This window comes from Thermomonas paludicola (assembly GCF_024498955.1).
GTDB lineage: Bacteria > Pseudomonadota > Gammaproteobacteria > Xanthomonadales > Xanthomonadaceae > Thermomonas > Thermomonas paludicola.
In genome coordinates this window covers 2,128,943-2,142,007 of record NZ_CP093311.1, presented here as the reverse complement: position 1 = coordinate 2,142,007, position 13,065 = coordinate 2,128,943, and the positions used below count along the sequence as shown (strand labels likewise).

Sequence of the window (13,065 nt, the reverse complement as noted above, 5' to 3'; positions counted from 1 at the left end):
GCATGATGTCAAAACCCGAATCCAGCGTCCGGACTCCCGCAGCCGTCAGGGTGCTGGGGATCGATCCAGGCTCGCAGCGCACCGGCGTCGGCATCATCGACGTCGCCGCGGATGGCAAGGTGATCCACGTCCATCACCAGCCGCTGGTGCTGCTGGCGGCCGACTCCTTCCCGCTGCGCCTGCGCCTGCTGCTGGACGGACTGTGGGCGCTGATCGAGCAATACGCGCCGGATGAAGTCGCGGTGGAACAGGTGTTCCTGTCCAACAACGCGATGTCCGCGCTCAAGCTTGGGCAAGCGCGCGGCGCAGCGGTCGCCGCATGCGTGGCGCGCGACTTGCCGGTGAGCGAATATGCCGCCAAGGAAATCAAGCTGGCGCTGGTCGGCAGCGGCGGCGCCGACAAGACGCAGGTGCAACACATGGTGGGGGCGATGTTGGGGCTGGCCGGCAAGTTGCAGGCCGATGCCGCCGACGCGCTGGCGGTGGCGATCACCCACGCGCATGTGCGCGCGAGTGCGCAACGGCTGGGCGTGGCCGCAAGCATCGCCTGGGGACGCAAAGGCAGGGGACGGCGATGATCGGTCGGTTGAAAGGCATCCTGATTCACAAGGCGCCGCCGTGGATCGTGGTGGACGTGGGCGGTGTCGGCTACGAGCTGGAAGCACCGATGAGCACCTTCTACGACCTGCCCGAGGTGGGCCGGGAAGTGTTCCTGTTCACCCACTACGCGCAGAAGGAAGACAGCGTGTCGCTGTACGGCTTCCTGCGCGATGCCGAGCGGCGGCTGTTCCGCGACGTGCAGAAAGTGTCGGGAATCGGCGCCAGGATCGCGCTGGCGGTGCTCTCGGGCGTGAGCGTTGCCGACTTCGCGCGCCTGGTGCAAACCGGCGACATTGCGGCGCTGACCCGCATTCCAGGCATCGGCAAGAAGACCGCCGAGCGCATGGTCGTCGAGTTGCGCGATCGTGCCGCTGACCTGGGCGGCGAAAGCGTCGTGGGCGGCATGGCGCTGCCGGGCGACCCGGTCTCCGAGGCATGCAATGCGCTGCAGGCGCTGGGTTACAAGCCGGCCGAGGCGGATCGCATGGCGAAAAAAGCCGCTGCCAACGGCGACGACGTCCCTGCCATCATCCGCAAAGCGCTACAGTCCGCGCTGCGCTGAGCTGGCCCGCAACAGACCCATCCCGCGAATGCCCATGACCTCTCCAAGTTCCACCATGCCCGTGCACTCGCAGGGTAACGACGGTCATTCCGGTGGCGCGGGAATGGCATTGGTCATCAGCGCGATCGGCGTGGTGTTCGGCGACATCGGCACCAGCCCGCTGTACACGCTCAAGGAAGCGTTTTCGCCGCACTTCGGCCTGGTGGCCAACCACGATACCGTGCTGGGCATCCTCTCGATGGTGTTCTGGGCGCTGATGATCACGGTCACCGCCAAGTACGTGACCATCATCATGCGCGCGGACAATGATGGCGAGGGTGGCATCATGGCGCTGATGGCGCTGGCCCAGCGCACGCTGCGCAAGGGGTCCAGGGCGGCCTATTACGTCGGCATCCTCGGCATCTTCGGCGCGTCGTTGTTCTTCGGTGACGGCGTGATCACGCCGGCGATTTCGGTGCTTTCCGCCATCGAGGGCCTGGAAGTGGTCGCGCCCAGCCTGCACCACTGGATCGTGCCGCTGACCGTGCTGGTGCTGGTCTGCCTGTTCGCGTCGCAGAAGCATGGCACTGCCAAGGTCGGCAAGATCTTCGGCCCGATCACCATCCTGTGGTTCGCTTCTCTGGCCGCCATCGGCGTATTCAACATGTTCCACGCGCCCGAGGTGCTGAAGGCGTTCAGCCCGTGGTGGGCCATGCGCTTTTTCATGGAGCACCATTTCCACGGCATTTTCATCCTCGGCGCGGTGGTCCTGGCGGTGACCGGTGGCGAGGCGCTGTATGCGGACATGGGCCATTTCGGCGCGCGGCCGATCCGCATGGCGTGGTACTTCTTCGTGTTGCCGGCGCTGATGTTGAACTACCTGGGCCAGGGCGCACTGGTACTGCAGGATCCGCTGGCCATCCACAACCCGTTCTACATCGGCGTGCCCGACTGGGCGCGCTGGCCGATGATCCTGCTGGCCACCGCCGCGACCGTCATCGCCTCGCAGGCGGTCATCACCGGTGCGTTCTCGGTGGCCCGGCAGGCGATGCAGCTGGGTTACATCCCGCGCATGCGGATCAAGCACACCTCCAGCGACACCATCGGCCAGATCTACGTGCCGAGCATCAACTGGACGTTGATGGTGCTGGTGGTGGCACTGGTGCTGGCGTTCCGCACCTCGACCGCCCTGGCCACGGCCTATGGCATCTCGGTGTCGCTGACGATGCTGATCGACACGTTGCTGCTGGCGATCGTGGCGTACGCGCTGTGGCCAGGCTGGCGGCACTGGGTGCTGCCGCTGTGCCTGGTGTTCGCGGTGGTGGAGGCGGCGTTCGTGGTCGCCAACGGTGCCAAGATCCCGGACGGCGGCTGGTTCCCATTGGCGCTCGGGCTGCTGCTGTTCACCATGTTGCGCACCTGGCGTCGTGGCCGCGAATTGCTCAATGCCGAAGTGCGGAAAGAGGGGATCCAGCTGGATACCTTCCTGCCCGGCCTGATGCTGGCGCCGCCGGTGCGGGTGCCGGGCACGGCGGTGTTCCTGACCGCCAGCCCGGACGTGGTGCCGCACGCGCTGCTGCACAACCTCAAGCACAACAAGGTGCTGCACGAACGCAACGTGTTCCTGACCGTGGAAACCTTGAACGTGCCGTACGCGCCGCAGGAGCGGCGGATGAAGATCGAGCCCATCGCAGGCAATGACTTCTACCGGGTCATCGTGCGCTACGGCTTCATGGAAACACCGGACGTGCCGGTGGCGCTGATGCGCAGCTGCGACCAATGCGAGCTGGCCTTCAATCCGATGGATACCACCTATTTCGTCAGCCGCGAGAGCGTCGTCGCCGGGCGCCGTCGCGGCATGCCGATCTGGCGCGACAAGCTGTTTGCGTTCATGCACCGCAACGCCGCGCCGGCGACCGCGTTCTTCCGCATCCCCGGCAACCGCCTGGTGGAGCTGGGGGCGCAGGTCGAGATCTGAGGCGTTCTTGCACTCGCCCGGCTGATGCGCCGGGCAGGCTGCGGGGTGGCCTGCAGCGGGCTCAGGAGGGAGGGCCGTCGCCCTCAGGCGGGATGGCAAGCCGCCAGGTGCCGCGGCCGGCAGCTTTGGCCTGGTACAGGGCGGTATCGGCCAGCGCCATCAATGCGGCGATATCCGAATGCATGGGGCCACTCATGGCGATTCCGATGCTGGTGCCGATCTGCAGCGGCGTGGTGCCGAACAGCACGGGTTCCCGCGTCGCCGCCAGCAACTTGTCGGCAATGAACAGCAGGCTCTGCGGGGTGGCGATGTCTTCCACGACCACGACGAACTCATCGCCGCCCAGCCGCACGGCCAGATCCACCGAGCGGACGCATTGGGTCATTCGCTGCGCGAACGCGCGAAGCGCATAGTCGCCTGCGGCATGCCCGTGGCTGTCGTTGATCCGCTTGAAGTGATCCACATCGAAATACAGCAGTCCCACCCGCGTCTTGTTGCGCTGGGCCCGAGCCAATGCCAGCGCCATGCGCTCCTCGAACAGCAGGCGGTTTGCCAGGCCGGTGAGCGGGTCGCGCCGGGCCTGTTGTTCCAGCGCGTGCTCGGCTTCGATGCGCGAAGTCACGTCACGGCCGGAAAACACCAGCGCCATCAGGCCCTGCTCGTCCCGCACGCTGCGCACATTGGCGGCCAACCAGATGTAGTGGCCCTGCTTGTGCCGGCAGCGATACACCAGACTCGCCACGCCCCCGCCTTCATGGAGCGGGGCCATCGCGTCCTGCAGGATCGCGACGTCCTCCGGATGCACCAGCTCCCAGCGTCGCCTTTCAAATTCCTGCGGATCCCATCCCAGCAGCTCGGTCACCGATGGAGAGATGTAGTCGAACGTGCGGTCCGGGGTGATGCGGATGATCAGGTCACGCGAATACTCGGCCAGGATCCGATACTGCTGTTCGCTGCGACGCAGCTTGTGCGTCTGGATCCGTCGTTCGGTCAACACCGACGCGATCGGGAATGCCAGCATGCAGCAGCACAGGATGAAAAGCTGCAGCAGGCGCGCACGCGTCACGCCGTCGTCCAGCCCGGCGCCCAATACGAAGGGCCCATGGCCCGCCGCAGTCTGCATGGTGGCAATCAGCGCGATCAGTGCGATGGCGGGCACGAATCCGCTGAAGCGGTGGCGCAGCACGCAGAGCAGCAGGGGCGGAAACAACAGGAACGAGGCCGCAAGGTGGGCCTGGGCGAAAATGAGCCAGGTGCTTCCGGCGACCAGCACCAGCGTTGCCGCCAACTCCGGACGCCGCTTGGGTGGCCCCAGCATGCGCCTGCCTTCAACCCGGGCGACGACCGTCAGCGTGCCGAAGATCACCATCCCCATGACGTGCGAGGCCAGCCAGGTTTCGACCAGGACGGCGAACCCGTATGTCCCCGGAGGCAGCGCATGTCGCGCCGTCGCGGCGACCAGCGCAGACAGCGAGCACGAAAGAATGATTGCAGCGCCAGCCACGCGCAGGGTGCGATTGATGGACGCCAGTTGCCCGATGTCCGTCACCCGCGGTGCCACGATGCGCGCAGCCAGCCAGGCATCGAACACGTTGCACAGACTGAGCAGCAGCGTCAGCGGCCCCAGGCCGTTGCGCTGTGCGTTGGCCGCCAGGAACCCCAGCAGGGCTCCCAGCAGATAGCCGTTCCAGTGTTGCCGCGGGGAGGTCAGCAGGACGCCGAACAGGATCCCGCTGGGCACCCACAGCATCGAAAACCCCGAGGGCCCCGCGGTCATGTGGATTGACCACCAAGCGCAGGCGGCGAAGCCCAGCGCGAACACGACAAGCCGCGGCAAGCTGTTGGCAGGCGGTGCGGAGCCGTTCGCGGTATCCGTCATGTCTGGAGGGTAATAATTGCGGCGATGCTGCGCAATGCTGATCGGGCCCTGTCGACAAGGCGCACGGCGCGGGACATGGGCAGCGGCGGGTTGGCGGGCAAAAGCCGCTGCGGCGGGCGATAATCGGAGCATGACCGATCCCCGCCTGATTGCCCCCGACGCCACCCGCGAAGACGAGGCGCTGGATGCCAGCATCCGCCCGCGCCGGCTGGACGAATACCTCGGCCAGCAGCCGGTGCGCGAGCAAATGCAAATTTACATTGAGGCGGCCAGGCAGCGTGGCGAAGCGCTCGACCACGTGCTGATCTTCGGCCCGCCCGGACTGGGAAAGACCACGCTGTCCCACGTCATCGCCAACGAGCTTGGCGTCAACCTGCGGGTGACCTCTGGCCCGGTGATCGAGAAGGCGGGCGACCTGGCCGCGTTGCTGACCAATTTGCAGCCGCATGACGTGCTGTTTGTCGATGAGATCCATCGTCTGTCGCCGCTGGTCGAGGAAATCCTTTATCCGGCGATGGAGGATTACCAGCTCGACATCATGATTGGCGAAGGGCCGGCCGCACGCTCGATCAAGCTGGATTTGCCGCCGTTCACCCTGATTGGCGCCACCACCCGCGCAGGCTTGCTGACCGCGCCGCTGCGCGACCGGTTCGGTATCGTGCAACGGCTGGAGTTCTATTCGCCGGAAGAACTGACCCGCATCGTGCGCCGCTCGGCCAGCATCCTGGGCATTGCCTGCGATGCCGATGGCGCCGGCGAACTGGCGCGGCGCGCGCGCGGAACGCCGCGTATCGCCAACCGCCTGCTGCGCCGCGTGCGCGATTACGCGCAGGTCAAGGGCGCAGGCGCCATCGATGCCGCCACCGCGTGCGCGGCGATGGACATGCTGAAGGTGGATCCGGAAGGCTTCGATGAGCTCGATCGGCGCATGCTGGGCATCATCATCGATGCGTTCGATGGCGGCCCGGTGGGCGTGGAGTCATTGGCGGCGGCGCTGTCGGAAGAGCGCGGCACGCTGGAGGATGTGGTTGAGCCGTATCTGATCCAGCAGGGCTTCCTGCTGCGCACCGCGCGCGGCCGCATGGCCACGCCCAAGGCTTACCGCCACCTCGGTTTCAAGCCGAAGGCCGAGAAGGAAAGGGGGTCAGAGTGAGTTTTCCGACGAGGAGTCTGGAATGACTGCGAATCCTGGGCGGAAAACTCACTCTGCCCCCCTTTCCTTTTCCTTTCCTGTCCGCGTGTACTGGGAAGACACCGATGCCGGCGGCGTGGTGTATCACGCCCAATATCTGGCGTTCATGGAGCGTGCGCGCAGCGAATGGATGCGCCGGCAGGGGCTGCACCAGGACACCATGCGCCATCGCGACAACCTGTTGTTCGTGGTGCGCGCGGTGCAGGTCGATTTCCGCGCGCCGGCACGCCTGGACGATCAGCTTCAGGTCAGCGTGAGTCTGCTGGAATGCCGGGGCGCCAGTCTCGTGCTGACGCAGCGGATCGAATGCGAAGGCCGCTTGCTGGTGGATGCCCGGGTGAAGATCGCCGCGCTGCGCGCGACCGATTTCCGCCCGCGTCCGCTTCCGGATGCCTTGCTGCTGCAACTGACAACCACCGTGGAGATTCCTTGATGTTCGCACCCACCATGCTGCAATCGCTGCCGCAGGCCCTGCCCGAAAACGCGACAGCCAGCACGGTGGAGCTGGCCAATACCGGCGTGCAGGCTGCAGCGGCAACACCGACCGGGCAGGGGCTGGACATCCTGCAGCTGGTACTGCACGCCAGCCTGCCGGTGAAGTTGGTGATGGCCCTGTTGCTGCTTGCGTCGCTGGCTTCGTGGGTGATCATCCTGCGCAAAAAGCGCCTGCTGGATCGCGCCGAGCGCGAAGCCGATCGCTTCGAGGAAAGCTTCTGGTCGGGCATCGAATTGCCCAAGCTGTACGCTGCCGCCACCGAGCGCAACCGCAGCATCGAGGGATTGGAGGCGATTTTCGAAGGCGGCATGCGCGAATTCAACCGCATCCGCCAGCGGCGCGGCGTGGACGCGCGCATGCAGCTGGAAGGCGCACAGCGCGGCATGCGTGCCGCGGCGTCGCGCGAGCTGGACGGGCTGGAACGCAGCCTGGAATTCCTGGCCAACGTCGGTTCGATCAGTCCCTACGTGGGCCTGTTCGGTACCGTCTGGGGCATCATGATTTCGTTCCAGGGCTTGGCCACCATGAAAGAGGCCACCATCGCCACCGTGGCGCCGGGGATTTCGGAGGCGTTGATCGCAACCGCGATGGGCCTGTTCGCGGCCATTCCGGCGGTGTGGGCCTACAACCGCTTCGCCACCCGCGCCGAGCGCATGGCGGTGCGCTACGAGACCTTCAGCGAAGAATTCTCCTCGATCCTGCAACGCCAGGCCGACTGAGGCATCCATGGCCACTGGCTCCCTTCGCCGCGCACGCAAGCGCAAGCTCAAGGCCGAGATCAACGTCGTTCCCTATATCGACGTGATGCTGGTGCTGCTGATCATCTTCATGGTCACCGCGCCGTTGCTGAACGTGGGGGTGGACGTCAATCTGCCGCAGGCCAATGCCAAAACGCTCGAACAAAAAAAGAAGCAGCCATTGGTGGTGCAGGTCAACGGTGCGGGCGAGCTCTCATTGATGTACGAAGGCCTGAAACGCCCGCGGGCGATGGACGAGGCGCAGCTGCTGGCGAAGGTGGCGGCCTTCATCAAGGCAGACCCGGAGCTGCCGGTGTACGTGGCGGGCGACGCCGCGGTGCGCTACCAGCGCGTTTACGCGTTGATGGGAAAGCTGCAGAGCGATGCACACGTTGCCCGGGTGAGCCTGATGGGCAGCCCGCCCAGTGCCGGCAAAGAGCATTGAGCCAGCGCCGATGAGGGAGACGCGGACGGATACGCGAACGGCCGTGCTGCAGGCACTGGGCCTGCATGCGCTGCTGTTCGTGCTGTTGTTCGCCGGCCTGCGCTGGCCGCAGCATGCGGCGGTGGCCGCCGCCCAGGGCGATCCCATCGAAGCCGAGCTGGTGACGGTATCGGACCTGAGCCCTTCGATGCAGCGCGCGCTGCAACGCGCGCCGCAGCAACAAGTGCGTGCGCCCGAGCCGGTGCCGGAGCCGCTTCCGACACCACTGCCGGACGAGGTGCCGCCCCCGCCGCAGGCAAAGGCATTGCCACCGCCGGTGCCGGAACCCGCGCCAATGGAGCAGGAAAAAGTGCAGCGCAACGCGGATTCGCCGCTGGTTGCCAAGGTGCCGCGCGAGCAGGAAGAACAGCGCAGGCAGCCAGACCAGGCCGAGCTGGACGCGAAAAAACAGGCGGAGTTGCAGCGGCAGAAGCAAAAGCAGATTGACGAAATTCGCCGCCAGCGCGAGCAGGCCGCGCGCGAGCGCACGCAAGCGGAGATGCGCGCCCTGCAGCTTGCCGATGCCCGCAATCCCGCTGCTGCGTCGGCGCCGGCAACGCCCGGCAACCGCGGCCCGGACGCAGGCTTGCTGGCGAAATACGCGGCCGCGCTGCAGCAGGCGATCCTGCGCCAGTGGGTGCGCCCGGAAACGGTGCCGCTGGGCCAGCGCTGCCGGATCTCGATTCGCCAGCTGCCAGGTGGCGAAGTGGTCGATGTCACCGTGTCGCCAGCGTGTTCCTACGATGCGGCGGGCAGGCAGTCGGTCGAGCGCGCGGTGCTGAAGGCGTCGCCCTTGCCATATGCCGGCTTCGAAACCGTGTTCAGTCGCACGATCGATCTCAATTTCGTGGCGGAAGACCGCTGACGACTCCATGTTCACGCGGGTGATCGGGTTAGTCCGCTAACGTTCATCTTGCGGGTGCCGGCATCGGCGACCCTGTTCACCTTCTGCAGAGAGTCCATCGCCCCATGCGCCGATCCCGCTTTCGTCTGCCGAGTTGCATTGCCTTGCTGTTGGGCGCGCTGCTGCCGCTGGTGTCGTTTGCCCAGAGCAAGGGGCTGGAAATCGACATCGTCGGCGGCAATGCCGCGGCGCTGCCGATCGCGGTGGTGCCGTTTGGCGGCGATTGCGGCCAGACCGACGTGGCTGGCGTGGTGCGTGCCGATCTGGGGCGCTCGGGCCAGTTCCGCAGCCCCGACCCGGCCAGCCTGCCGGAGCGGCCCACGCAAGGCAGCGACGTGGCCTATCCGGCCTGGCGCATGCTCAAGCAGGACTACCTGCTGATCGGGCGCTGCGCGCCCTCGGGCGACGGCTATCGGACCGAATACGAATTGTTCGATGTCGCCAAGCAGGAGCGCCTGCTGGGGTTCGCGCTGGCCGCGCCAACCGCCTCGATGCGCGACGTGGCGCATCAGGTCAGCGATGCGGTGTACGAAAAAATTCTCGGCGTGCCCGGCGCGTTCTGGACGCGGATTGCCTATGTCACCTCCACCGGGCTGGGGCGCGACACGCGCTATGCGCTGTGGGTGGCGGATGCCGACGGCTGGAATCCACGCTGGATGGTGAAGTCGAAAGAGCCGCTGATGTCGCCTTCCTGGAGCCCGGACGGCCGCAAGATTGCCTACGTGGATTTCGAGGGCGGCAATTCCGGCATCTGGATCCAGGATGTCGCCACCAGCAGCCGCGAACGCCTCACCAGCTTCCGCGGCATCAACGGCGCACCCAGCTTCTCGCCGGACGGCACCCGCTTGGCGATGACCCTGTCGAAGGGCGGCAACCCCGATATCTACGTGATGGACCTGGCCAGCAAACACCTGACCCAGCTCACCAATCACTTTGGCATCGACACCGAGCCGGTCTGGAGCCCGGATGGCGCCAGTCTTTACTTCACCTCGGATCGCGGTGGCCGCCCGCAGGTGTACCAGGTGCCCGCCGGCGGCGGCAGCGCCACCCGGGTCACGTTTGAAGGCAGCTACAACGCCAGCCCGTCGCTGTCGCCGGACGGCAAAAAAATGGCCACGGCGCAGGGCGCGGGCAATGTCTATCGCATCGCGCTGATGGATCGCAGCACCGGCAGCCCGCGCTGGAGCATGCTTTCGCCCGGTTCGCTGGATGAGTCCCCCAGCTTCGCACCGAATGGCGCAATGCTGCTGTACGCCGCGCGCGAGGGGCGTCGCGGAGTGCTGTACGTGGTGTCCACCGATGGTCGCGTGCGCTACCGGTTGCCACTGCCGGATGAGGATGTGCGCGAGCCGGCGTGGTCGCCCTTGCGCAAACAGTGACTCACCAAACGATCACGTGCCAACCGGCTAGACTGGCCGAGGCCCGCTTCCGTACACCCACGATGAGGATATTCCGATGACTGCTTCCATTCCGCCCGTTGCACGCATCCTGACCATCGCCGCGCTGAGCGCGCTCGTTGCAGTGGGCTGCACCAAGAAAGTCAAGGAAACCCCGCCGCCCGCGCAGACGGTGGACAATGGTGCCACCACGCAGCCGATCGTCAATACCGCCCCGGGCACCTATTCCCCGGCCGATCTGGACACCGATGCCTGCCTGCGCCAGCGGGTGGTGTATTTCGATCTCGACCAGGACGCGCTGAAGCCGGAGTTCCAGGCCATCATGGCCTGCCATGCCAAGTATCTGCGCGATCGCCCGAGCGCGCGCCTGCGCCTGGAAGGCAATGCCGATGAGCGCGGCAGCCGCGAATACAACCTGGGCCTGGGTGAGCGCCGTGGCAACGCGGTGTCCTCGGCGCTGCAGGCCAATGGCGGCAATGCCAGCCAACTGACGGTGATCAGCTATGGCGAAGAGCGCCCGGTCTGCGCCGAGTCGAGTGAAGACTGCTGGAGCAAGAACCGTCGCGTTGAACTGGTGTACAGCGCCAAGTGATGCGGCAGGCGATTTCCATGCTCGTTCTGCTGGCGGCGACGCTGACCGCGTCGCCGCTGGCATTGGCCCAGCGCGCCAGTCTGGCCGACCGGGTGGCGGCGCTGGAACAGCAGGCTGCCGGCGAGAAAAACGGCACGGAACTGGTCAACCAGATCAGCCAGCTGCGCGCTGAAGTGCAGGATCAGCGCGGCCAGATCGAGCAGCTGCAGCAGCAGTTGGAACAGGCCAGACAAAGCCAGCGCACGCAGTATCTCGACCTGAGCGGACGTCTGGACAGGCTGGAAGGCGGCGCAGCCGTGTCCACCGCCGAACCACTGGCGGTGGGTGCTGCGTCCGGAGCGGCGCCGGCCACGATCACCACGGCCCCTGCAGCGCCGGTCCCCACCGGCATGGCGGGCAAGGACGAACAGGCGTCGTATGGCAATGCCCTGGATGCAATGAAGAGTGGCGACTACGTCGAATCCGCGCGTCGCCTGCGCGACTTCCTCGACGCTTTCCCGAATGGCCAGCTTGCTCCGAACGCGCTGTACTGGCTGGGGGAGAGCTATTACGTCACCCAGAACTACGCGCTGGCCGGGCAGCAGTTCCAGCGCCTGCTGGACCGCTATCCCAGCCATGACAAAGCGCCGGGCGCATTGCTCAAGCTGGGCTTGTCCCAATACGGGTTGCGCCAGTTCGATACGGCATCGGTCACGCTGCGCCAGGTCAGCCAGCGCTACCCGGGCACCGACGTGGCGCGAACCGCAGAAGATCGCCTGCACGCGATGCAGATGGCCGGCAGCCGTTAAAATAGCCGGATGAACGCCGTCCCCGATGCGGCCGCCGCATCGGCGGACCGCCAGCCAGAGCGCCTCAAGCTCACCGAGATTTTCCTGTCGTTGCAGGGCGAAGCGCGCGATGCGGGCTGGCCCAGCGTCTTCGTGCGGTTGACCGGATGCCCCCTGCGCTGCAGCTATTGCGATACCGCCTACGCCTTCCATGGCGGGCAATGGTGGGACATCGACGCCATCCTTGCCGAAGTGGCGCGACATGGCGTTCGCCACGTGTGCGTGACCGGTGGCGAGCCGCTGGCGCAGAAACGCTGCCTGCTGCTGCTGGAAAAACTGTGCGATGCCGGCTACGTGGTCTCGCTGGAAACCTCGGGTGCGCTGGATATTGGCGGCGTGGATGCGCGCGTCTCGCGCGTGCTCGACATCAAGACGCCCGGGTCGGGCGAAATGGCGCGCAACCTGTGGAGCAACCTGCCGCTGTTGACCGCGCACGACCAGGTCAAATTCGTGATCTGCTCGCGCGAGGACTTCGACTGGGCCAAGGACGTCATCGCGCGGCATCGTCCGCACGAGATCTGCGACGTCCTGTTTTCACCCAGCTTCGGCCAGATCACCCCGCGTGACTTGGCGGACTGGGTCGTCGCGGAAAAACTCCCGGTGCGCTTCCAGATGCAGCTGCACAAGCTGCTTTGGAACGACGAGCCCGGACGGTGAATGTTTCGTTCTTCCCGTGGCCGGGGAGATGACCCCATGCAAATGAAGTTGCCAAGACCATGAAAAATGCAGTCGTTCTCGTATCGGGAGGCATGGACTCCGCCGTGGTGCTGGCCATCGCCCGCGAGCAGGGATTTGCCGCGCATGCGCTCAGCGTGCGCTATGGCCAGCGCCACACCTCCGAGCTGGATGCTGCCGCCCGTGTCGCAAACGCGCAGGGTGCGGTGGCGCACAAGATCGTGAACGTGGATCTGCGCAGCATCGGCGGATCGTCGCTGACCGATGACATCGACGTTCCCACCGATGCCGACGGCCACGTGATTGGACAGGGCATCCCCTCCACCTACGTGCCGGCGCGCAACACCATCATGCTGTCGGTGGCACTGGGCTGGGCCGAGGTACTGGGCGCCACCGACCTGTTCTGCGGGGTCAACGCGGTGGACTACTCCGGCTATCCGGACTGCCGGCCGGAGTTCATCACCGGCTTCGAAGCGCTGGCGAACCTCGCCACCAAGGCCGGCGTGGAAGGCAGCCGCTTTCGCGTGCATGCGCCGCTGATGCGGATGTCAAAGGCCGACATTGCCCGCGAGGGGCTTCGTCTTGGCGTGGATTTTTCGCAGACCGTGAGCTGCTATCAGGCCGACCCCGATGGTCGCGCCTGCGGCCACTGCGACGCCTGCCGCCTGCGCGCGCAGGGGTTCGCCGAAGCGGGCCTGGTCGATCCCACCCACTACGTCGAGCTCCGCATCGGGTAGAATGCGCACCCCGGCGCAATGCCGGG

14 protein-coding genes are annotated in these 13,065 nt (G+C 66.1%); 13 read left to right on the top strand and 1 reads right to left on the bottom strand.

From position 1 onward, the window contains the following. Positions 1-5 precede the first annotated feature (5 nt). From ruvC to LIW09_RS10035, 3 genes are read left to right on the top strand one after another with little or no spacing between them, the layout of a single operon-like run. Positions 6-578, top strand: coding sequence for a crossover junction endodeoxyribonuclease RuvC (gene ruvC, locus LIW09_RS10045; RefSeq protein WP_256645487.1), 573 nt, complete (start codon positions 6-8; stop codon positions 576-578). Continuing rightward, positions 575-1,162, top strand: coding sequence for a Holliday junction branch migration protein RuvA (gene ruvA / locus LIW09_RS10040; protein ID WP_256645486.1), 588 nt, complete (start codon positions 575-577; stop codon positions 1,160-1,162). The genes ruvC and ruvA overlap by 4 nt, the downstream gene beginning before the upstream one ends. Positions 1,163-1,181: 19 nt before the next feature. After that, the gene (locus LIW09_RS10035) at positions 1,182-3,119 is read left to right on the top strand and encodes a potassium transporter Kup (protein ID WP_256647218.1); all 1,938 of its coding nucleotides are present in this window, start codon (positions 1,182-1,184) and stop codon (positions 3,117-3,119) included. A 61-nt stretch (positions 3,120-3,180) separates the two neighbouring features. On the opposite strand, the gene LIW09_RS10030 is transcribed toward LIW09_RS10035, so the two are convergent. After that, positions 3,181-4,998: a sensor domain-containing diguanylate cyclase gene (locus LIW09_RS10030; protein WP_256645485.1), complete on the bottom strand. Its 1,818-nt coding sequence runs from the start codon at positions 4,996-4,998 to the stop codon at positions 3,181-3,183. A 130-nt stretch (positions 4,999-5,128) separates the two neighbouring features. On the opposite strand from LIW09_RS10030, the gene ruvB reads away from it, so the two are divergent. From ruvB to queC, 10 genes are all read left to right on the top strand, one after another. Then, a complete protein-coding gene (gene ruvB / locus LIW09_RS10025) occupies positions 5,129-6,151 on the top strand; it encodes a Holliday junction branch migration DNA helicase RuvB (protein ID WP_256645484.1) in 1,023 nt (340 codons plus the stop codon). Between the two features lie 22 nt (positions 6,152-6,173). Then, on the top strand, positions 6,174-6,623 hold the full coding sequence (gene ybgC / locus LIW09_RS10020) for a tol-pal system-associated acyl-CoA thioesterase (RefSeq protein ID WP_256645483.1): 450 nt from the start codon (positions 6,174-6,176) through the stop codon (positions 6,621-6,623). After that, complete coding sequence (gene tolQ / locus LIW09_RS10015) at positions 6,623-7,405, top strand: protein TolQ (RefSeq protein WP_256645482.1); 783 nt, start codon at positions 6,623-6,625, stop codon at positions 7,403-7,405. The genes ybgC and tolQ overlap by 1 nt, the downstream gene beginning before the upstream one ends. A 7-nt stretch (positions 7,406-7,412) precedes the next feature. Beyond that, positions 7,413-7,868, top strand: a complete 456-nt coding sequence (gene tolR, locus LIW09_RS10010; protein ID WP_256645481.1) for a protein TolR — start codon at positions 7,413-7,415, stop codon at positions 7,866-7,868. A 43-nt stretch (positions 7,869-7,911) separates the two neighbouring features. Further along, on the top strand, positions 7,912-8,772 hold the full coding sequence (gene tolA, locus LIW09_RS10005) for a cell envelope integrity protein TolA (RefSeq protein WP_256645480.1): 861 nt from the start codon (positions 7,912-7,914) through the stop codon (positions 8,770-8,772). A gap of 104 nt (positions 8,773-8,876) precedes the next feature. Then, the gene (gene tolB, locus LIW09_RS10000; protein ID WP_256645479.1) at positions 8,877-10,190 is read left to right on the top strand and encodes a Tol-Pal system beta propeller repeat protein TolB; all 1,314 of its coding nucleotides are present in this window, start codon (positions 8,877-8,879) and stop codon (positions 10,188-10,190) included. 76 nt (positions 10,191-10,266) lie between these two features. Beyond that, positions 10,267-10,800, top strand: coding sequence for a peptidoglycan-associated lipoprotein Pal (gene pal / locus LIW09_RS09995; protein ID WP_256645478.1), 534 nt, complete (start codon positions 10,267-10,269; stop codon positions 10,798-10,800). A 17-nt stretch (positions 10,801-10,817) separates the two neighbouring features. Further along, positions 10,818-11,588, top strand: a complete 771-nt coding sequence (gene ybgF / locus LIW09_RS09990) for a tol-pal system protein YbgF (RefSeq protein WP_425507882.1) — start codon at positions 10,818-10,820, stop codon at positions 11,586-11,588. A 9-nt stretch (positions 11,589-11,597) separates the two neighbouring features. Further along, positions 11,598-12,284 (top strand): 7-carboxy-7-deazaguanine synthase QueE, encoded by a 687-nt coding sequence (queE, locus tag LIW09_RS09985; RefSeq protein ID WP_256645476.1) that lies wholly within the window; start codon positions 11,598-11,600, stop codon positions 12,282-12,284. 59 nt (positions 12,285-12,343) lie between these two features. Further along, complete coding sequence (gene queC / locus LIW09_RS09980) at positions 12,344-13,039, top strand: 7-cyano-7-deazaguanine synthase QueC (RefSeq protein WP_256645475.1); 696 nt, start codon at positions 12,344-12,346, stop codon at positions 13,037-13,039. The last annotated feature ends 26 nt before the right edge of the window (positions 13,040-13,065 follow it).

Coding starts and splice junctions, on each gene's coding strand:
- tolR (WP_256645481.1), top strand. CDS start 7,413: ATGGCCACTGGCTCCCTTCGCCGCGCACGCAAGCGCAAGCTCAAGGCC.
- ruvB (WP_256645484.1), top strand. CDS start 5,129: ATGACCGATCCCCGCCTGATTGCCCCCGACGCCACCCGCGAAGACGAG.
- ruvA (WP_256645486.1), top strand. CDS start 575: ATGATCGGTCGGTTGAAAGGCATCCTGATTCACAAGGCGCCGCCGTGG.
- queE (WP_256645476.1), top strand. CDS start 11,598: ATGAACGCCGTCCCCGATGCGGCCGCCGCATCGGCGGACCGCCAGCCA.
- queC (WP_256645475.1), top strand. CDS start 12,344: ATGAAAAATGCAGTCGTTCTCGTATCGGGAGGCATGGACTCCGCCGTG.
- LIW09_RS10030 (WP_256645485.1), bottom strand. CDS start 4,998: ATGACGGATACCGCGAACGGCTCCGCACCGCCTGCCAACAGCTTGCCG.
- pal (WP_256645478.1), top strand. CDS start 10,267: ATGACTGCTTCCATTCCGCCCGTTGCACGCATCCTGACCATCGCCGCG.
- tolQ (WP_256645482.1), top strand. CDS start 6,623: ATGTTCGCACCCACCATGCTGCAATCGCTGCCGCAGGCCCTGCCCGAA.
- ruvC (WP_256645487.1), top strand. CDS start 6: ATGTCAAAACCCGAATCCAGCGTCCGGACTCCCGCAGCCGTCAGGGTG.
- ybgF (WP_425507882.1), top strand. CDS start 10,818: ATGCTCGTTCTGCTGGCGGCGACGCTGACCGCGTCGCCGCTGGCATTG.
- ybgC (WP_256645483.1), top strand. CDS start 6,174: ATGACTGCGAATCCTGGGCGGAAAACTCACTCTGCCCCCCTTTCCTTT.
- tolB (WP_256645479.1), top strand. CDS start 8,877: ATGCGCCGATCCCGCTTTCGTCTGCCGAGTTGCATTGCCTTGCTGTTG.